At 62.0% G+C, this 19,231-nt stretch carries 15 protein-coding genes; 7 read left to right on the forward strand and 8 right to left on the reverse strand.

All coding sequences use genetic code 11. The features are described 5' to 3' along the window. A partial coding sequence (locus AC1AUD_RS12355) for a carbohydrate ABC transporter permease (RefSeq protein ID WP_476574682.1) occupies positions 1 to 672 on the forward strand: 672 nt, incomplete at its 5' end. Positions 673 to 1,074: 402 nt separating this feature from the next. On the opposite strand, the gene AC1AUD_RS12360 is transcribed toward AC1AUD_RS12355, so the two are convergent. Further along, on the reverse strand, positions 1,075 to 1,425 hold the full coding sequence (locus AC1AUD_RS12360; RefSeq protein ID WP_476574683.1) for a ribbon-helix-helix protein, CopG family: 351 nt from the start codon (positions 1,423 to 1,425) through the stop codon (positions 1,075 to 1,077). Between the two features lie 375 nt (positions 1,426 to 1,800). Between AC1AUD_RS12360 and AC1AUD_RS12365 the strand changes: the two genes are divergently transcribed. The 3 genes from AC1AUD_RS12365 (at position 1,801) to AC1AUD_RS12375 (ending at position 6,617) form a co-directional block, all read left to right on the forward strand. Next, positions 1,801 to 3,117 carry an ABC transporter substrate-binding protein gene (locus AC1AUD_RS12365; RefSeq protein WP_476574684.1) on the forward strand — a complete coding sequence of 439 codons (1,317 nt, stop codon included), beginning with the start codon at positions 1,801 to 1,803 and terminating at the stop codon, positions 3,115 to 3,117. 136 nt (positions 3,118 to 3,253) lie between these two features. Next, the gene (locus AC1AUD_RS12370; protein WP_476574685.1) at positions 3,254 to 4,483 is read left to right on the forward strand and encodes a sialidase family protein; all 1,230 of its coding nucleotides are present in this window, start codon (positions 3,254 to 3,256) and stop codon (positions 4,481 to 4,483) included. Between the two features lie 22 nt (positions 4,484 to 4,505). Continuing rightward, positions 4,506 to 6,617, forward strand: a complete 2,112-nt coding sequence (locus tag AC1AUD_RS12375) for a beta-galactosidase (RefSeq protein ID WP_476574686.1) — start codon at positions 4,506 to 4,508, stop codon at positions 6,615 to 6,617. A 152-nt stretch (positions 6,618 to 6,769) separates the two neighbouring features. Here the strand turns inward: AC1AUD_RS12375 and AC1AUD_RS12380 are convergent, their stop codons facing one another. The 3 genes from AC1AUD_RS12380 to AC1AUD_RS12390 form a co-directional block, all read right to left on the reverse strand. Continuing rightward, complete coding sequence (locus AC1AUD_RS12380) at positions 6,770 to 7,810, reverse strand: LacI family DNA-binding transcriptional regulator (protein ID WP_476574687.1); 1,041 nt, start codon at positions 7,808 to 7,810, stop codon at positions 6,770 to 6,772. Between the two features lie 140 nt (positions 7,811 to 7,950). Beyond that, entirely contained in the window at positions 7,951 to 9,252 is a 1,302-nt protein-coding gene (locus tag AC1AUD_RS12385) for an ATP-binding protein (RefSeq protein WP_476574688.1), read from the reverse strand. Positions 9,253 to 9,496: 244 nt separating this feature from the next. Then, positions 9,497 to 10,114 (reverse strand): TetR/AcrR family transcriptional regulator, encoded by a 618-nt coding sequence (locus AC1AUD_RS12390; protein ID WP_476574689.1) that lies wholly within the window; start codon positions 10,112 to 10,114, stop codon positions 9,497 to 9,499. 134 nt (positions 10,115 to 10,248) lie between these two features. On the opposite strand from AC1AUD_RS12390, the gene AC1AUD_RS12395 reads away from it, so the two are divergent. Beyond that, on the forward strand, positions 10,249 to 10,950 hold the full coding sequence (locus AC1AUD_RS12395; protein WP_476574690.1) for an ABC transporter ATP-binding protein: 702 nt from the start codon (positions 10,249 to 10,251) through the stop codon (positions 10,948 to 10,950). Between the two features lie 135 nt (positions 10,951 to 11,085). Then, a complete protein-coding gene (locus AC1AUD_RS12400) occupies positions 11,086 to 14,610 on the forward strand; it encodes an ABC transporter permease (RefSeq protein WP_476574691.1) in 3,525 nt (1,174 codons plus the stop codon). 640 nt (positions 14,611 to 15,250) lie between these two features. Here AC1AUD_RS12400 and AC1AUD_RS12405 read toward each other — a convergent pair. Further along, positions 15,251 to 16,444 carry a cation:proton antiporter gene (locus AC1AUD_RS12405; RefSeq protein ID WP_476574692.1) on the reverse strand — a complete coding sequence of 398 codons (1,194 nt, stop codon included), beginning with the start codon at positions 16,442 to 16,444 and terminating at the stop codon, positions 15,251 to 15,253. Positions 16,445 to 16,581: 137 nt separating this feature from the next. Here AC1AUD_RS12405 and AC1AUD_RS12410 point away from each other — a divergent pair, with 137 nt between their 5' ends. Then, positions 16,582 to 18,087, forward strand: a complete 1,506-nt coding sequence (locus AC1AUD_RS12410; RefSeq protein WP_476574693.1) for an amino acid permease — start codon at positions 16,582 to 16,584, stop codon at positions 18,085 to 18,087. A 157-nt stretch (positions 18,088 to 18,244) separates the two neighbouring features. Here the strand turns inward: AC1AUD_RS12410 and AC1AUD_RS12415 are convergent, their stop codons facing one another. From AC1AUD_RS12415 to AC1AUD_RS12425, 3 genes are all read right to left on the reverse strand, one after another. Then, positions 18,245 to 18,412 carry a hypothetical protein gene (locus AC1AUD_RS12415; protein ID WP_476574694.1) on the reverse strand — a complete coding sequence of 56 codons (168 nt, stop codon included), beginning with the start codon at positions 18,410 to 18,412 and terminating at the stop codon, positions 18,245 to 18,247. 173 nt (positions 18,413 to 18,585) lie between these two features. Beyond that, the gene (locus tag AC1AUD_RS12420; protein WP_476574695.1) at positions 18,586 to 18,933 is read right to left on the reverse strand and encodes a type II toxin-antitoxin system HicB family antitoxin; all 348 of its coding nucleotides are present in this window, start codon (positions 18,931 to 18,933) and stop codon (positions 18,586 to 18,588) included. After that, positions 18,930 to 19,175, reverse strand: a complete 246-nt coding sequence (locus tag AC1AUD_RS12425; protein WP_476574696.1) for a hypothetical protein — start codon at positions 19,173 to 19,175, stop codon at positions 18,930 to 18,932. The genes AC1AUD_RS12420 and AC1AUD_RS12425 overlap by 4 nt, the downstream gene beginning before the upstream one ends. Positions 19,176 to 19,231: the final 56 nt, after the last annotated feature.

Raw genomic sequence — 19,231 nt, forward strand, 5'->3', positions numbered from 1 at the left:
GTGTTCTCCTACCAGGACGGCATCTTCGCCCGCTGGCTCCTGAACACGCTCCTGTACGTGGTGGTGGGCGCGGGCGGCGCGACCCTCCTGGCGATCATGGGCGGGTACGCGTTGGCGAAGTTCCGCTTCCCGGGCCGCAAGGCCGTGTTCGCGGTCATCATCGGCGCCATATCGGTTCCCGGTATCGCTTTGGCGGTCCCGCAGTTCCTCCTGTTCGCCAAGCTCGGGTTGACCAACACCCCGTGGGCCATGATCATCCCCAGCCTCATCTCGCCGTTCGGCCTGTATCTGATGTGGATCTTCAGCGAGCAGGCCGTGCCCACCGAACTCCTCGAGGCCGCCAGGGTCGACGGTGCCAGCGAGTGGCGCACGTTCTGGACGATCAGCCTGCCCCTGTTGGCTCCGGGCATCGTGACGACGGCCCTGTTCACGATCGTGGCGACGTGGAACAACTACTTCCTGCCCCTGATCATGCTCAAGGACGCGGACTGGTATCCGCTGACGATCGGTCTGAACCAGTGGAAGGACCAGGCCTCGACGGCGGGCGGCCAGGCGATCCAGAACCTGGTCATCACCGGATCATTGATCACGATCATCCCCCTGGTCATCGCGTTCCTCCTGTTGCAGAAGTACTGGCAGTCCGGACTCGCAGCCGGCGCAGTCAAGGAATGAGTTTTCCTTCTGCGGTGTCCGGGGCGGCCCGGGATATGCGATGCCGGACACGCTCCGGGCCGCTCTGGCCAAGTCTTTACGGTCCGACACCGCATACCCCGACCCCACCCCTCGTTCCAGCGTCAGGTCACGTTTGGAAGAGGGAAACGGGACGGGATATACGGTGTTCCGACGGAATTGTGGCGTTTCGAGGGACCGGAGGCGGATATGCGTTGCTCGACCGTAGGCTCGGCCGAACGGCCTTGAGTGTGTCGAGCGACGCATATCCGCTGTAGTGTCCCGGACATTCCACCCAACGCAACAAACCCAACCAACAACAACCAATCTCAAATAACGACAAAACGGATGGGCTGGAACTTTGAACCAAGTTCCAGCCCATCCGCCTATATCGGAATATGATTGCTACGCCGCGTCGGTGGAAACGGCGGCGCGCTGTTCGAAGGCGCGGTGCAGAGCCTCACGCATGATGGCGGAGAAGGTCTTGTGCTCGCGCTTGGCCGCGGCCTGTATCGCCTCCACTTCGGATTTCGGCGCGCGGAACGTCACCGACACCAACTCTTCGTCAAGTATCCGCGGACGTCCCTTCGGAGGCTTCATATATTCGGGATGAACTTCGGCGTGTTCGAGGTCGAGCTCCCATTCGCCGCGTTCGAACTCATCTTCCCACTGCTGCAGGGTCTCCTCAGGAACACTGAAGTCCTCGGGGGAGAGCTTCATCGTGCGGCTTTTGATTCTTTTCAGAAGTCCCATCATCTTCCTCCTAGCAATTCGTGAATCGTTTCTTCCGAAAGCCTCATTTCGCGGTGTGAAATGAGGCTGCAAGCTCAACCGGGCATTGTGGATGGAGGCTATGCTTCCGGCGTGTTGTGGATAACTTTCGTCATTGGCTAGCCAAATGGTTCGACACGCAGAAAGCAAGAGTTGCGGAGTTTCCAAAAGTCGTGCTATATTAACTACAACGTTAAAGAACAAAGGAGTTAATCAACGCAAGCAGAATATCAACCAAAATAGCCTTATAGGAGCAAGGAAAGTCCTAAAGGTAACGTGGTTTAACTCTAACGTTGATGAAGAGTCCCGAAGTTCTGACGACAGCAGTCATCCAACCGTGTCAAGCAAAAGGAGAGCACGATGAAGTTGCTGAAGAAGATCGCGGCCGGCGCCGTTGCCGCGGCGACCATGATGTCCATGGCAGCCTGCGGGTCGGGATCGAGCGGAGGCGGTGCCGAGGGCACGGCGGATGATCCGGTCACGCTGGAAGTGTGGGGCTGGGAGCCGCTGCTGGAGGATGTGAAGACCGCCTTCGAAAAGGAGAACCCCGGCATCAAGATCAACATCACCAACGCCGGCACCGCCACCGATCAGTACACGGCTCTCAATAACGCCCTGTCGGCGGGCAAGGGAGCCCCGGACGTCGCGCAGGTCGAGTATTACGCTGTCTCGCAGTATGCGTTGGGTGAAAGCCTGATGGATCTTTCGGATCTTGGGGCCAAGGGCTATTCCGATTTCTATACTCCGGGCACCTGGAGTTCGGTCAACATCAACGGCAAGATTTACGGCCTGCCGTTGGATTCCGGTCCGATGGCGTTGTTCTATAACAAGGAAGTCTTCGACAAGGCCGGCGTCACCGAAGCCCCGAAGACCATGGATGAGTATTATGAGGCCGCCAAGAAGATCCGTGCTCTCGGCCCGGATTATTACATCACCGCTGATTCCGGCGAACCCGCTCCGGAGGAACTGATGATGTGGGCCGCCGGCGGCACGCCGTTCAAGGTCGACGGTGAGAAGCTGAACATTGATTTGGTGAACGACAAGGGCGTTCAGCAGTTTGTCGAATGGTGGCAGAAGCTTGTGGACGAGGATCTTATCGACACCAAGTCGGCCCGTTGGTCCGACGATTGGGCCCGCGCCCTCAACGAGGGCAAGATCGCCTCGTTGACCATTGGTGCGTGGATGGCCTCGATGCTTGATGACAATGCTCCCGATGGCGCTGGCAAGTGGCGTGTGGCCGAAACTCCGGTCTTCGATGAGTCCAATCCGCTCAACGCCGAGGACGGCGGTTCCACGCTGGCGATCATGGCAAGCAGCGAGAAGGCCGAGGCGGCGTGGAAGTTCATCGACTTCGCCTCGCACGGCGACGGCATCAAGATTCGTGTCGACAAGGGCCAGTTCCCGGCGGACAAGGCCTCGCTGGAATCCGCTGACTTCCAGTCCAAGACGGATCCGTATTTCGGCGATCAGAAGTTCAATGAAGTGCTGTCGAAGGCTGCGGAAACCGTGTCCACTGATTGGCAGTTCCTTCCCTATGATGTGCAGGCCCGCTCCATCTTCGGTGATGATTTCGGTCCCGCCGCCCTTGGCAACTCCAGCTTCGAGGATGCCGTGAAGGCGTGGCAGGACAAGCTCATCCAGTACGGCAAGGATCAGGGCTACACCGTCAACGAGTGATATCGACGACTAGTCCAAGGTCCATCCCATAGCATTCGTTCGGCCGCCATGTTCCTCCTCCTTCGGCGTGGCGGCCGAACGATGTCTGAAAGCACTAGCGGCACCAATGCCAAACAGCAAGCACCAGGAGACCTCAATGAACACCATGACCGGAGACCAGCCCCGCACGCTCATCGCCATGCAGCCGGGGGAGCGTTGCAACAAAGGCGGTGACGATACCGGCGGCATCGTCTACCCGAAATCCGCGTTGCTGCCCTCCGGCCGCATCGTGATGACCTATGAGCGGTCCATCGGCGATCCCGTCGGGCAAAGTCAGTGGGTCTACGCCAGCGATGACAACGGCGAGACCTGGCGCAAGATCTCCGAGGTCCTTCCCCCGTCGGAGCTGACGAAGGGCACGGGGCGCGAGGCCGAATTCGCCCGCTTCACCAGCAATTGGACCGATCCCTACCTCTACGTGCTCCCCGAGGACATCGGCGAGGTGAAGGCCGGAACGCTGTTGCTGGCCACCGTGGTTTCCGGCGACGACCATTATTGGCGCGAGCAGAAGACCCTGCATGGCGACGAATGGTTCAATCCCGCCGATGGCGACCGCGAGCATATGGCCATCGTTTTGTATGCCAGCGATGACGAGGGCGTCACGTGGCGCGTGCTCAGCCTCGTCGACGAAGGCGGGTGGCAGGGCGGTTCCGCCCGCGCCAAGCCCGGCGAGGTGTGCTCGCAGCGCAATATCAAGGAGAATGGATATGCCCAGATGGATCCGATCTGGGAGCCGTATCTGATGGTGCATGACCATCGTCTGGTGTGCTATTTCTCCGACGAGCGGGACAGCGCCGAGGACGAGGCGGCGGGCATCGAGCGCGGTGGGCAGATTCTGGTGCACCGCACCTCGACCGACTGCATGGCGTGGGATGAGCTGGTGCCGGATGTCGGCTACACGCAGGCGCACTGGCGGCCGGGCATGACGAATGTCGTGCCGACCTCGGACGGTCGCTGGTTCTTCACCTACGAATGGATCGTCGAGGGCGGCTCCGAGGTGCGGTTCAAGATCTCCGACGATCCGCTTGATTTTGACGCGGAGGATCCGGGGCGTTCCATCACGGAGCTCGGCGATCTGGCTGAAGGCGGCAGTCCGGTTCTTGTGCGCTTGCCGAATGGCACCATCTTCTACAACGCGGCCGGCAGCGGCGACCTGTGGCTCAACCGCAGCGGCAACCCTATCGAGCCTTGGGAACGCTGGCATACGCCGATGCCGGGCGGCTTCAGCCGCAACATCATGTGGATACCGGCCACGCAACGAGTGCTGCTGCTGTGCTCCGATTTCACCGGCGGCAGCGTGCTGGCCGGCACCTATGCCTTCGCCTGAATATCAACCGAAGGGAACCGATATGAACGACACCACAACCATGAACCACATCCTGTTCGGCGCGGCGTATTACGACGAATACATGCCGGTCGACCGCCTTGACAAGGACGTCGCGATGCTCAAGGCGGCGCATATGAACGTCGTGCGCATCGCCGAATCGACTTGGAGCACGATGGAGCCCCAGCCCGGGGTCTTCGACTTCAGCCACATCGATCGCGTCATCGACGCGATGGAGGCCGCCGGCATCGACGTCATCATCGGCACGCCGACCTACGCCGTGCCTTCCTGGCTGACGCTCGCCTATCCCGATATCCTCGTGCGTACGCACGAGGGCAACCGCGGATACGGCGCCCGTCAGATCATGGATATCTCCAATGCCGCGTACCGCTTCCATGCGGAGCGTGCGATCCGCGCGCTGATATCGCATGTCGCCGAACGCAAGGCCGTCATCGGATATCAGGTCGACAACGAGACCAAGCATTACGACGTCGTGTCGCACGATGTGCAGCGCGCCTTCGTCAAATACCTGCGCACGAAGTTCAGCGGCGACCTCGATGCGATGAACCGCGCCTTCGGGCTTGACTATTGGTCGAACCGCATCGACGCGTGGGAGGATGTGCCCGACGCCACCGACACGATCAATGGGTCCCTGGCCGGCGCGTTCGACGAATTCCGGCGCTCGCTGGTCACCGAATTCATCGGATGGCAGGCGTCCATCGTGCGCGAATATGCGCGCGAGGATCAGTTCGTCACCCAGAACTACGACCTCGAATGGCGCGGCCATTCCTTCGGCGTGCAGCCGTGGGCCGATGATTTCAAGACCTCCGAACACCTCGATTACGCCGGCGTCGACATCTACCACCCGACCGAATCGCATCTGACCGGCCGTGAGATCGGCTTCGGCGGCGATCTGACGCGCTCCTTCAAAGACGGGCGCAACTATCTGTTGCTCGAAACTCAGGCACAGGGGCAGAACGGTTGGCTGCCCTACCCCGGTCAGCTGCGTTTGCAGGCCTACTCTCACTTGGCCTCCGGCTCGAATTCGGTGATGTATTGGCACTGGCATTCGATTCACAACTCCTTCGAAACCTATTGGAAGGGCGTGCTCTCCCATGATTTCGAGCCGAATCCGGTCTATGAGGAGGCCGGCGTCTTCGGCGGCGAGGTCGAGCACGTCGGCGGCCGGCTCGTCAATCTGCGCAAGCACAACCGCGTGGCGATCATGGTCAGCCAGGCCTCGCTGAGCGCGCTGAGCCGCTTCACGATCCCCACAGGCTTCCCGGACCCCTACCCCTATTCCGAGCAGCAGTCGGGTCTGACCGGATACAACGACGTGCTGCGTTGGATCTACGACCGCCTCTTCGACATGAATATCGAATGTGATTTCGTCACCGAGGAGGCCCCCGCCGAACGGCTCGCCGAGTATGACGTGCTGATCGCGCCCGCGCTCTACGCCGTGCCCGAGGTGACTGTGCAGGCGGTGCGCGCGTTCGTCGAGCGCGGCGGGCGATTGATCGCCACCTTCAAGTCCTTCGTCGCTGACGAGCATGTCAAGGTGGCCATCGACCGGCAGCCGCGTGGACTGACCGACGTGTTTGGCATGCATTACAACCAGTTCACGCTGCCGGAGGGTGATCGGCTGGCGTTGCGCGGGGCGTGGGCCGAGGGGCTGGCCGGCGCCGGCGATGCCGGGGTTGGTGCCGGGGCCGCCGCAACGGGCGAGGCCAATGTCTTCATGGAACTACTGGAGCCGGCGGACGGCGCTGAAGTGCTCGCCACCTACGCCCGCCCCGAATGGAGCCGCTACGCCGCCATTGTGCGCAACCGCTTCGGCCAAGGCTCGGCCACCTGGATCGGCACGATGGCCGACGAGACCACGCTCGCCGCGCTGCTGGCCGACGAGATGCGCGCCGCCGGGCTGTGGGGCTGGGCGCAGGAGGCTCCCGCCACGCTGCGCGTGCGCCGCGGCACCAACGACGCCGGCGAACAGGTGACCTATCTGCTCAACTATTCCGGCGAAACGGTTGCGCTCGCCGCGCCGTTCGACGCGACCGATCTGCTGGCCGACCGCCCGGTGAAGACCGGCGAAACGCTGGAAATCGGCCCGTGGGGCGTGACGATTCTCGTGCAGTGAACCGGGATATTCAGAGGAATTTCATATCAAAGCGGCGGTGCGGACCTGATATCCGCGCTGCCGCTTCATATCTGTCTTATAGGCCGCAAAATCAGCGGAGCCCTGCCAATATCACCGCCGATATCTCCGAGTCCTTCGTCGGTATCGCCCGACTACTCACGCGTGGACTCGCGCTGCAGCAGACGGAATCCCGAGGTGTAGACGCTCGGCGGCTCGGTATCTCCCTCGATGCGTTTGATGAGCATATCGACGGCCAACTCGGCGTATTGGTCCACGCGCGAGTCAATCGTCGTCAGCGGCGGCACTGAGAACTCGTCGTCCGGAATATCGTCCATGCCGGTGACCTGCACGTCGTTCGGCACATCGAAATGCAGCTTGGCCAGCGCCGACAGCGCGCCGATCGCCACCGCATCGTTCACGCAGACCAGCGCATCCGGCGCCTTCTCGCGCTCGAGCAGCGCGAAGGTGGCCGCGGCGCCATCGCCGGAGGTCAGTCGTTCGCAGGGCATCACCAGATCCCAGTCCACCGCGAGGTCGTGGGTCTGCAATGCCTGCGCGAAGCCTTGCAGACGCAGGCAGGTGTTGCCCTCGTCGGCGGCCAGCGTGGCCTTGAGGCGTTGCGTGTCGGTGATCGAGGGGTCGTCGAACAGCGCGATGTCGGCACCGATGAATCCGATCCGCCGCGCGCCGCGGTCCAGCAGCCAGGAGGTGACGTGCCGTGCCGCGTCCACGTTGGGCATGGTGATCATATCGCGCAGCCCGTGGGCCGAATAGTCGCCGACGAGCACGGTCGGATACGGCTGGTTGAGCGTTGCGCTCTCAGGCTGCAGAGGCCCGTCCGCCATCATGATCCAGCCGTCGGCGTTGAGTTTGGGCGCGGCGGCGGCGAAGGAATCGAGGCGTTCAGGCAGCTGGCCGTAGGTGCTGATCATGATGCCGTATCCGCGCTCGCGCGCCTTGGCGGTGACCTGATCGGCCATGTATCCGATGAAGGGCTGGTCGAAATTCGGCACCGCCAGTCCGATGACCCCGGTGCGGCCGCGCTTGAGCGCCTGGGCCGAATGATTCACCTGATATCCGAGTTTGTCGATGGCCTTGAGCACACGTCTGCGCGTCGCCGGGCGCATCTGGTCGTCGGCGCCATTGATGACATTCGACACCGTTTTGATGGAAACCCCGGCTTCCTTCGCCACGTCCTTCATCGTTATAGCGTCTCTGGCCATCATTTGCCCCCTGAAATCACGTGGTCGTCTTGGAATGCCTAGGTTTCAGTTTACTTCATATGTGGAGTGAAGGTGTTATCGGCCAGGGGGGCAATCATAGCGAGCTCCGTTTATGACGGAAGGTGATAGCGCCGGGCCTTCCGCTCTCCTGTGGCTGTGATGATTCCTTTGTCGGCCATTGATCCGAGTATGGCTCGTCCGCGCGCCGGCGAAACGCCGAGCTGATTGGCGATTTCGTTAGTGGTGGCAGACTCGTGACGTTGAAGCCAGGCCGTGACAACGCGTTCCTGGGCTGACAGGGAAGGGGTCGACGCGGCCGTGAGGGGCGTCGCCTTTGTCTCGGGCTGGGCCGTCGTGCGCGCGCTGAGATCATCGATGCCAACGCTCTCCCCGGTTGTGTGCAGTGTCAATGTGACGCGGTCTGGGTTGAACGTTTCGGATAGCGACGGAGGCGCTGCATGCGCGAATCGTGCGCCGGCCCGCATGGTGTCGAAACCGCTTCCGGCTTTTTCTCCTGCGCCGACAAGATTGAACATTTTCATGATAAGCGGGTTGCGTGTGTCGGAGATGCCTCCTCCTTCGACTTCCTCCGGGGAAAGACGAAGGGCGCCGGGGTTGGCGAATTCGATGAGCCCGTTCCTCCGGATGATGACGGTGCCGCGCCTTCCGAGGTAATCCGCGTGCACGAGTGTATTAAGCAAGGCTTCTCGAATCGCCGCATCCATCGGATTATCGTCGGACCTCGTCATGTTGGCTGCAAGTTGGAATGGGTGTCGTGCGGCTTGGGTCAATTTGGGGCCTACCATCCTATGGAAATCATAGAGATTGCCACTCCATGTGCCGCTGCTGGAAATGATGCGGTCATCCCAGCGGTTGTCGCCGAATACCTCGCGATAATCGAGGAAGTACTGCGGGAATTCGCTGGTGATGTCATACTCATGCCCGAACATCAACAGTCCCGCTCGGCTGGGATGCAGCCTTGGGTCGGACGCGAGCCGACCGAGCGCCCCAAGTCTGGTGAGAAATTCCTCGGTGGTAAGGTCGTGCCATGGGTGGCCTGGGCGTTGCGCGTCAAATGCGGCGCGGTAGGCCCGTATGGTGTCTTGGGACAGCGAGTCGGTGCCTAGCTCCGCGATGATGGTGCGGTCTGATCCATCTGCGAGGCTATCGCGTGTCAAAGCGCGGTATTCTTCCTCGGAACAACGGTAATCGCCTTCGCCGTTGCGGCGATATGTGCCTGTTTTGGGGTTGCCGTGCACATATACGGGTTTGACGTTTCGAGGAGCGCGTGGGACTGTCATCCTGATGACGTTGCCTTGTGGATGATGTTCGATGGAAATGTCCGAATCGGTGAGGATGTTGGCGCTGGCGATCTCCGGATTGTTGAGGCCGTTCCAGATGGCATGCACCATCTCTCCGGCGTTGGGAACCCCTCCGCATGCAGGGTATGGTGCTCGTCTTCCCGTACTCCAAGGAAAATGGTGCCGCCGTTGGTGTTGGCAAATGCCGAGTAGGACTCCCACATATTTTTGGGCAGCCCTCCTTTGGCGAGTTTGGCTTCGATGCGGTCGTTCTCACGAATTGCGGTGAAATCGGTGAGTGTATCCATCTCTGCCTCACTTTGTCGCTTGTTTGTCGCTTGTTTGTCGCTTGTGATTAGTGTATATCGATTGTGGAGGACGTGCCCGCGCCCGCCGGAAACAGCGTCATCGCGCAGATGATGCGGGCGACGGTCGCCGCGGGGGCGCGTAGGTCGGTGGCGAGCCAATGCTGGAGCAGACCGATGGCGCCGGAGACCGCGAAGCGCATGCGCATCTCGGCTTCGGCGGGGTCGGCGGCGGAACCGGCGCCGGAGGCGGCCGCCAATTGCGCCGCGGCCTCCGGGCGCGAATAGATGAGCCCCAACAACTGCTGCTGGAACCCCAGATCGGCCTTCGGGCTCATCAGCACCTGCAAGTGCCGGCTGTTGTCGGCGATGTATTGGCAGATGCGCTCCACCACCTGCCCGATGCCCGCCGGGTCCGGCTGGCTGAGGATATCGTCGAGCGCGCCTCTGACCCAGGCGATCGCATCGTCCTCGACATCGCGCAGCAGCTCGTCGATATTCTCGTAATGCGCGTAGAACGTCGACCGGTTCACGTCGGCCCGTTCGCACAGTTCCTTGACTGAAATACGCGCAAGTGGGCGCTCGGCCAGCAGGTCCATCAGTGCGTCCTGCATGGCGGCGCGCGTGTATCGTGTGCGCCTGCTTTCGACGAGTTCCTTGGCTGCCATATCTCTTCCCCTCTTTGGGTGGCGCAACCCGACACAATCGACTCCGACTGTCGGTTGCGAAACCAACATAGTGTTGTTTTACTGGAATCATATCAAGACAAACGCATGGATGCGACTGCGAGGAGGCGGACGAAATGGCCTACATCGAATTCGATAACGTGGTTAAGGAATATGCCTCCGGGCAGGCCGCGATCCGCGCGCTCGACGGCGCCTCCTTCACCGCCGACCAAGGCGAGCTCACCGTGATCCTCGGCCAATCCGGCGCCGGCAAAACCACGGCGCTGAATATTTTGGGCGGCATGGACACCGCCACCTCGGGCCGTGTCATCGTCGGCGGCCGCGATATCACCGACCTCAAGCGGCGCGAGCTCGTCGCCTACCGACGGGGCGATATTGGCTTCGTATTCCAGTTCTACAACCTCGTGCCCAACCTCACGGCCTTGGAGAACGTCGAGCTCGCCGCGCAGATCTGCGACGATCATTTCGATCCGGCCGAAACCCTCGCCAAAGTGGGGCTTGCCGATCGACTGAACAACTTCCCGGCGCAGCTTTCGGGCGGCGAACAGCAGCGCGTCTCCATCGCGCGCGCCATCGCCAAGAAACCGAAGCTGCTGCTCTGCGACGAGCCCACCGGCGCGCTTGACTACGAAACCGGCAAGGAGGTGCTGCGCCTGCTGCAGGACATCTGCCGCGAGGAGGGCATGACCGTCATGATCATCACCCACAACTCCGCGCTCGCGCCGATGGCGCACAAGGTGATCCGCTTCCGCTCGGGCAAGGTGACGGGGGAGGAGGCCAACCCCTCGCCCACCCCGATCGCCGACATCGAATGGTAGGTGGGTGCGATGGCCGGACGACATAGCGCGCGATATATGCGGCGCGCGGGAATGGCGGGAGCTGAGAGGGCGTCGGGATCCGTGGGGGCTGTCGGAGCCACGGGAACGATGTCTGCCGCAAAAGGCGGAAGTGGCATGCGGGCTGTGAAAGGCGCCGGTGCCTCCCGCGCCTTCGTCAAGGATATGCTGCGCACTTGGCTGCGCAATTGGAAGCGTTTCGTATCGATCGCCGTGATCTCGCTGCTCGGCGTGGCCGTGCTCACCGGCATCTACGCCGGTTGCCGCGATATGTTCCAAGGCGCCGACCGCTTCTACGACGACCAGCGTCTCTATGACATCCAGGTCGTCTCCACGCTCGGCCTGACCGATGACGACCTCGCCGCGCTCAAAGCCGTCGACGGGGTTGAAGCCGCGCAGGGCGAGCGTTCGGCCACTGGCGAGGTTGATCTCAAGGATGGCGCCAAGTCGGTGACCGTCTCCGAAATCGATGTCGACGGATTGAACCGGCCATATCTCCAGCGCGGACGCATGCCGCGTGCCGCCGGCGAGATCGCCGTCACGCAGCGCTTCATGCTCGATGCCGGCGCCAAGCTTGGCGATGCGTTGGCGGTGCGGTATGACAAGACCGGCTCAGCGGATGATGAGGATGATACTGCGACTGACGATGCTGTGAATAGCGCGGATGGCGTTGCTGATGGCGCTAAGGCTGATGCTATGGCGGATGCCGCGGGCGATGATACGGCGAATACCGCGGGCGACGCTGTGGACGGTACGGCGAAAGATATTACAGGTGACGATGCTGCGGACGCAGTGGAAAATGCCGTAGCTGAAGACGCTTCCGACAATAGTTCCGCTGGCGGCTCCTCTGACGCGACGGATGCTGATACTGCCGGCAACTCCGATGATGCCGTTCCGTCCTTCCCCTCCGACCTGACCATCGTCGGCGTTGTGCTTGACCCGCTGGATCTCGTCAATCCGGAAGGGTATTCGGCCGGTGCTTTCCGCTCTTCGGTGACCTCCGACTATACCTTTTTCGCCCCGGCGGATGGTGTGACCGGAACGACCTACACCGCGATATCGCTGACGGTGCGCGGTGCGGCGGCGCTTGACGCCTTCAAAGACGGATACCGCGACGCCGTGCGTGCCGTAACCGATCGCATCGAGGACGAGGTGCAATCCGACCGGCAGCAGGCCCGCCATCAGCAACTTGTCGACGAAGCGCAAGATGCTATTGACAAGGCGCGCGCCGAAGCAGACCGACAACTATCCGACGCGCAGTCGCAGATCGACGGGCAGCGCGCGCAATTCGACGCGCAACTCGCCCAGCTTGGCGCGGACAGCGATGCCATGCGCGACGCGATGCTCGAACGCAGTCCCGAACTGCGGCAGGCCAAGGAACAGCTCGACTCCGCCCAAACTCAGCTCGACCAGCAGCGAGCCGACACTGCCGACCGCTTCGATGAAGAGGAAGCGAAAGCCAAGGCCAGCGTGCCCAAGGCGCGTTGGTATATCAACACCCGCTCCTCGACCGGCAGCTTCAGTTCCCTCAAATCTGACCTGACCTCCATCGAATCGATTGGCCGCGCCTTCCCGGTGCTGTTCCTTCTCGTCGCCGTGCTCATGAGTCTGACCGCGATGACGCGCATGGTCGAGGAGGAGCGCGGCCTGATCGGCACCTATGTCGGGCTGGGCTACGGCAACCTCACCATCGCCATGCGATACCTGCTCTTCGCGCTGCTCGCCTGCCTGATCGGCGGCGGACTCGGCTGTTTGGTCGGTTTCCTCGGCATTCCCGCCTTCCTGCTCGTCGTGCTCGAGGGGCTCTACGTCGTGCCCGGCGTGAGTCTGCTCTACGACTGGGGCTACGGCACCGCCGGTGTGCTGCTCTTCGTCGTCGGCGTGCTCGCCGCCACCGCGCTCGCGTGCCGTGGGGAGCTGAGGCATATGCCCGCCGAACTCATGCGTCCCAAGGCTCCCAAGGCCGGCGCCCGTGTGCTGCTCGAACGCATCCGTCCGCTGTGGCGGCGTATGAAATTCCTCAATAAGGTCACCGTGCGCAATCTCTTCCGCTTCAAGGGGCGTTTGCTGATGACCGTCGGCGGCGTGGCTGGCTGCACCGCCCTCATCGTGTGCGGACTGGCGATCAACGACACCGTCGCCGCGCTCGGTCCCGGCCAATACGGCGGCATCTATCGGTATGATCTGCTCGCCGTTTCCGCCGACGGCAAGCTGGACGACCTCTCCGCTCGGCTCAAGAGCGACGGGCACGCCAAGTCGCAGGTCAAGGCGCGCGTTGAGAACTCCGAGCTGACGAACGCCGGCGGCGAAAGCGAAAGCGTGCAGCTGGTCACGATCCCCACTGGCGGCGAGCGTGACTTCGGCAAGCTCGTTGATCTGCGGGCCGTCGCGACCGAATCGGCCATCCCCTTTATCCCCGATGATTGGGAGCTGCCGTCGTTCCTGACCAAAGAGCGGATCGTCGGTACGGCACAAGTCGGGGAAGCGAACATAGCGGGCGAAGGCGGTGAGGTCGATAACAAGGCCGACGATACCGGTGCCGGACCTGATGCGGGTCGTGGGATTAATGCGGATGCTGACGCCGGTGTTGCTGCCCAATCTGGCACTGACTCCTCCGAGTCCGGCGCCATCGTCTCGCAGAGCGCGGCGAAGGCCCTCGGCATCGAAGCCGGCGACACCGTGACGCTGACCGGTCCCGATATGCAACGCGCCCGCGTGAAGGTCGCCGCCGTCGCGCGCAGCCTCATCGGTTCCGACGTGTATCTGGGGCAGGACGCCTACGAGCAGCTATTTGATGTACGATTCTCTGCGGATGGCTCGGCTGATGTGGCCGACCCCGACGACTCGACTGGCGCCGACGACTCGACTGACATCGATGCTTCGGCCGATGCGAATGAGAACGTTGGCTCGACTGACTCGGCCGGTCCGACCGGTGCGACTGACACTGCCGGTCAGACCGGTGCGACTGATGTGAATGACTCGGCGGATGCGTCTGATTCCGATGTATCTAGCTCTTCCGGTGCTGCTGGTCAGACATCCGACACAACCGGGGCGGCATCTGCTGATGATTCAGCCTCGGTATCTGATGTCTCCTGGAACGCCATATACGCCACGCTCGGCGGCTCCGGTGCCGACACCGACGCCAAGCAGGCCGCCTACGCCGAGAAGCTTGCCCGTGATCCCGACGTGCTCTCCGCTGTCTCCACCGCCGATATGCGCGACAGCTTCCAGTTCGACCTGATGAGCGCCGTCGTCGCGTTGATCGTCGCGCTCGCGGGCAGTCTGGCGCTCGTGGTGCTGTTCACGCTCGCCAACACGAATGTCTCCGAGCGCGTGCGCGAGATGGCCACGCTCAAGGTGCTCGGTTTCTTCGACCGCGAGGTGCACCGCTATATCCACCGCGAGATGCTGATACTGACGTTGATGGGCATCGTCGTGGGCCTGCCGCTTGGCCGCTGGGTCGGCGGACTGCTGACCGACGCGCTCAATATGCCCGGCATCTATTTCGAGGTGCGGGTGCGCTGGTGGTCCTATGCGATCGCCGCTGGCGCGACGCTGGTCTTCGCGCTGCTGGTGCAGTGGCTCACCAACCCAGTCCTCGACCGCATCGACCCGGTCAGCTCGCTCAAGTCCGTCGAGTGAACTGCCCTGCCTCGGTTCCGGTGGTAGCCCGGTCGCGCATAGTCCACTGGGCTATGCGTCCGGTCAATCCCGTTGAGTAGATGGTTCGATTCGGCTGCGGCGGTGGCTTCGGATACGTTTTTCCGCATCCTGACGGGTCCCATGCGGAAAACCGTATATCTGGCACTGCCTACGCGTACGGTTTTCCGCACGGTTTCCGTTGCGTTGCGGAAAACCGTGCTCGTAGACATGCCTATAAGTACGAAAATACGCAGACCAATGGTAGGTGTGCGGAAAACCGTACGCTCAGCCAATCTGCCGATACGTTTCTGCGCAGTCCGATGGAAGCCGTGCGCAGAAACGTACGCTAGACCGAACCATGCGTACGTTTCTACGCAGTCCGACGGAGACTATGCGCAGAATCGTACGCTGAGCGTGCCTATGCGTACGTTTGTGAGCAGTCCAACGAAGGGCCTGCGCAGAAACGTACCCTGAGCCATGCCACGCGTACGTTTATGAGCAGCCCAGTGGTACGACTGCGCAGAAACGTACGCCAAGCCGAACCGTCTGTACGTTTATGTGCAGCGCCGGAGACCGACAGTGGCAATCGGCGACCAATCGGCGGCCACCCAGTCCTGCTGTGGGACCTTAACCCGCCGAATCAGCTGGCCGAATCGGTCCGTCGGATCAGCGTGCCCGCAAGCCCGCCGAGCAGTGGCATGAGGAACACGGTGACCGCGCCGGCGGCGACCAGCGTGGAGGCGGTCGCCTGCTGCATGGTGCCGGCCTTCACCGCCACCGACGTGACGGCCACGATCACCGGCAGCGCCGTGGTGCAATACAGCGACACCGTGAGCCGGTCGGCCGGCGCCAGCGGATTGCGCTTCCGGTCGAGCGTCGTCGCCAGGAACACCGGCACCGCGCGGATGATCAGCAACATCGCGATGAAGGTGACCAGCAGCGCCGGATTGCCGGCCACTGCATTGACGTCGATCGAAGCGCCCGAGACGACGAAGAACACCGGTATCAGGAAGCCGTAGGCCACGCCCTCGAGCTTAAGCTCCAGCGTCTTGCGCCCGTCGGGAATGACGAAGCGCAGGATGAAGCCCGCGGCGAAGGCACCGAGCACCACGTCGAGGTCGAAGAGCTTGGAGACCGTGATGAGCCCGACGAGCAGCAGCACCGTCAGCCGCATCAGCGTCTGCGAGGCGGTGTTCGCGTTCGTGGTGAGGAAGTCGTAGAGCCAATGTCCGGCGCGGCGCGCGGCCTTCGGCAGCAGCGCGGCGGCCACGCAGATCGCGGTGAAGGCCGCGAGGATCAGCATGGTCTGCCATTGTGAACGCGTCGACAGCAGCACCGCCATCGCCAGCACGGGGCCGAGCTCGCCCCAGGTGCCGTAGGCGATCGTCGCGTCGCCCACCGGCGTTCCGCCGAGCCCGCGTTCCTTGAGGATCGGCATCAGCGTGCCGAGGGCCGTGGTCGTCAGCGTGATGACGGCCGCGATGCCGTTCATATCATGCGCGGCGAAGAACGGCACGAGGAACACGACGAGCCACGCGATCGCCAGCGTCACCGCCCACGTGAGCAGTCCCACGCGCCCCTGATGCCCGCCGAGCTTCCTCGGATCGATCTCATATCCCGCCAGTAGGAACAGGAAGGCCAGGCCGAGTTCGCTGAGCAGCTCGGTCGCGTCGGTCAGCCATATTTTATCGAGCATATGCGGGCCGAGCACCGCGCCGAAGATCAGCAGCAGCACGGTTTGCGGGATGGGCTTGCCGGGGATGCGCTCGGCGATGATCGGGCAGATCACCGCCACCGCCATGATGATGGACAGCGAAACAAGGTCGTGGGTCATGCATCCCAGCCTAGCCAGCGTGGGCGCGACGACCGGGAATATGGGGTGTCGACTGGGGCCAACGGGGTAATCCACGGGGCCGCCCCGATTCGAGACACAACATCGCGCGGTAACAAATGTGCAATACCGTGTCGGGCATGGTAGATGAGAAGAAGGCAGACGGTGGCAATCTGAGCTCCGTCGAAAGTCTGGATCAGAACAATGATATGGAGCGCGGCCTGTCGAACCGTCACGTGCAGTTCATCGCTATCGGCGGCACCATTGGCACGGGCCTGTTCCTGGGCTCCGGCAAATCGATATCCCTGACCGGCCCCTCCATCATCCTCGTGTATATCCTCGTCGGCGTCATGATGTTCTTCCTCATGCGCGCGATCGGCGAGATGATGTATCGCGACCCCAGCCAGCACACCTTCATCAACTTCATCAGGCGCTATCTGGGCCATGCGTGGGGCAAGTTCGCCGGATGGACGTATTGGATCGCGCTGGTGGCGCTCGGCATGACCGAGATCACGGCCGTCAGCACCTATTTCGTCACCTTCTTCGACACCTTCGGCATCGATCTATCGGCGTGGAAGTGGGCCATCGAACTCGGCTTCCTCGTCGTGCTGGTGTGCATCAACCTCATCGCCGTGAAGGTGTTCGGCGAGGTGGAGTTCTGGTTCTCGATGATCAAGATCACGCTGATCGTGGCGATGATCGTCACGGCCGTCGTGATGATCGTGATCGGATACCATTACCCGGCCGTGCACATCACCGGCGCCGACGCGCCCAGCCCCGCCGGCCACGCGGGCTTCGACAACCTCTTCGCGAACTTCTCACTGGCGCCCAACGGCTGGATGGCCTTCCTGATGAGCTTCCAGATGGTGTTCTTCGCCTACGAGATGATGGAATTCGTCGGCGTGACGGTCTCCGAGACCAAGGAGCCGCGCACGGTGCTGCCGAAGGCGATCAACGAGATCATCATGCGCGTGCTGATCTTTTATGTCGGTGCGCTGGTGGCGATCATGTGCATCGTGCCGTGGACCAGCTTCAAGGCGAATAAGGACGGTTCCTTCGCCTCGCCGTTCATCATGGTCTTCCAATATGCGGGCCTCAATTGGGCGAGCGCGCTGGTGTTCTTCGTCGTCATCACCGCCGCGTCGAGCGCGCTCAATTCGCTGCTGTATTCCGCGGGGCGTCACCTCTATCAGATCGCCTCCGAGTCGGATTCGCCGGCGCTGCAGAAGCTGGGCGTCGTCTCGAAGCAGCATGTGCCGGCGCGCGCGATTCTCGTCTCCGCCGCGCTGGTGCTGCTTTCGCCGGTGGTCAATGCCTTCCCGCAGATGGCGAACGCCTTCGTGCTGTTCTCCTCCGCTTCGTCGGCCGTGTTCCTGTTCGTCTATATCCTGACGCTGCTGGCGCACCGCCGCTACCGCCGTTCCGCCGACTTCATCGCCGACGGCTACGTGATGCCGGCCTGGCGCTGGCTCAACACGATCGCGGTGGCGTTCTTCATGTTCGTCTACGTGACGTTGTTCCTCGCCGACGACACGCGCGCCTCCGGCATCGCCGGTCTGGTATGGCTGGTGGTCTTCGGTGGCTACTGCCTGCTGCAGCAGCGATATAAGGACCGTGACCTCAAGGCCGCGTTGGACGCTCGCTGACAGAAGCTGACAGAAGAAGCACAGAGCTCTCCCCGGCGGGAGAGCTCTTCCTATATCCTCCCTCTGATGAGGGAGGTGGCGGCAAAGCCGCCGGAGGGAGGGATAGGAAAAGGCTGATGCGGCAACTACCGCATCAGCCTTTTGGGCAAAACCCTCTTCAGCAGGCGACGGCCCGCTGCACCGTCTGGGCGGCGGTATGCGTCGCGCCACGGTGATGTGTGTGGAAAACCCCATGAACCAGCGCGGAGGTGAAATGCTGGGCGCACATGCCGTTGGCCTCCACCTCGCGATCGCATCCCACAATCGAGCAGATATGGCTAGTCATGGGCCCCTCTCCTTTCACAACGTTGTCGCCGCCGCACCACTGCGCCGTATTCCTTATTGGCTCTCATCGTAGGATGGTTATGTTTCCTGCGCGCTGTGCGCTGCTGAATCGCATATTCCCGTTCCCGAATCGTCGATGAGGGGTTCCGCGGAAGGTGGCGGCGTTCGTCGCGGCTATGCGCGCATCAGTCGTTGGGAAGCCAGCCGGTTCATCGATACATGCTGTTCGGCGGCCTCCAATGCGAGTTGTCGATGGGCTTCGGGGGGAATGCGCACGAGGATTTTGCCGGAGTATCGTTTGGTTGCGATGGGCTCGGGGATCGGCGCGCCATCCTGCCGCAGTATCCCGAGCGCTTCGCGTACGAGGTTGTGGATGCCGCGCAACGCTTCTATCTCATAGTCGTCGATCCATGACAGCAAAGGCATCTCCGCCACGGTGGCTATGTAGGCTGAGTCTTCCTCGGACCAGCGCACTCTGTAGGTGTAGTTTTTTTCATATCGCATGAGATCGTCGTCTGTCATCGTGCCTCCTTGTCGGTCAATTTGTCGACGGCCAGCAGCACTTGCCTCACTTGGTAGGGTTTGGCCTGTCCGTTGTGATTCTGGATGTTGACCAAGGGTTCCCCTGGCCATGGGGTCGAATAGAAGCGGTGGGAGGCGGCGTTGTTCCTTGGCGGGCCGAAGTAATGGTCGCATACCTTCGCGAGTTCGTCGTATCGCACTCCCTTGGGATTGCGTCGCATGAGCTCGAGTATTTTCTCCACCGAAGGCATAGTGAAACGATATCACTATCGATATCATTTGGAAAATCGGTTTTCAT

It is taken from the genome of Bifidobacterium sp. LH_730 (genome assembly GCF_056355835.1).

Coding starts and splice junctions, on each gene's coding strand:
- AC1AUD_RS12360 (WP_476574683.1), bottom strand. CDS start 1,425: ATGATGGGACTTCTGAAAAGAATCAAAAGCCGCACGATGAAGCTCTCC.
- AC1AUD_RS12365 (WP_476574684.1), top strand. CDS start 1,801: ATGAAGTTGCTGAAGAAGATCGCGGCCGGCGCCGTTGCCGCGGCGACC.
- AC1AUD_RS12370 (WP_476574685.1), top strand. CDS start 3,254: ATGAACACCATGACCGGAGACCAGCCCCGCACGCTCATCGCCATGCAG.
- AC1AUD_RS12375 (WP_476574686.1), top strand. CDS start 4,506: ATGAACGACACCACAACCATGAACCACATCCTGTTCGGCGCGGCGTAT.
- AC1AUD_RS12385 (WP_476574688.1), bottom strand. CDS start 9,252: ATGGTGCATGCCATCTGGAACGGCCTCAACAATCCGGAGATCGCCAGC.
- AC1AUD_RS12390 (WP_476574689.1), bottom strand. CDS start 10,114: ATGGCAGCCAAGGAACTCGTCGAAAGCAGGCGCACACGATACACGCGC.
- AC1AUD_RS12395 (WP_476574690.1), top strand. CDS start 10,249: ATGGCCTACATCGAATTCGATAACGTGGTTAAGGAATATGCCTCCGGG.
- AC1AUD_RS12400 (WP_476574691.1), top strand. CDS start 11,086: ATGCGGGCTGTGAAAGGCGCCGGTGCCTCCCGCGCCTTCGTCAAGGAT.
- AC1AUD_RS12405 (WP_476574692.1), bottom strand. CDS start 16,444: ATGACCCACGACCTTGTTTCGCTGTCCATCATCATGGCGGTGGCGGTG.
- AC1AUD_RS12410 (WP_476574693.1), top strand. CDS start 16,582: ATGGTAGATGAGAAGAAGGCAGACGGTGGCAATCTGAGCTCCGTCGAA.
- AC1AUD_RS12415 (WP_476574694.1), bottom strand. CDS start 18,412: ATGACTAGCCATATCTGCTCGATTGTGGGATGCGATCGCGAGGTGGAG.
- AC1AUD_RS12420 (WP_476574695.1), bottom strand. CDS start 18,933: ATGACAGACGACGATCTCATGCGATATGAAAAAAACTACACCTACAGA.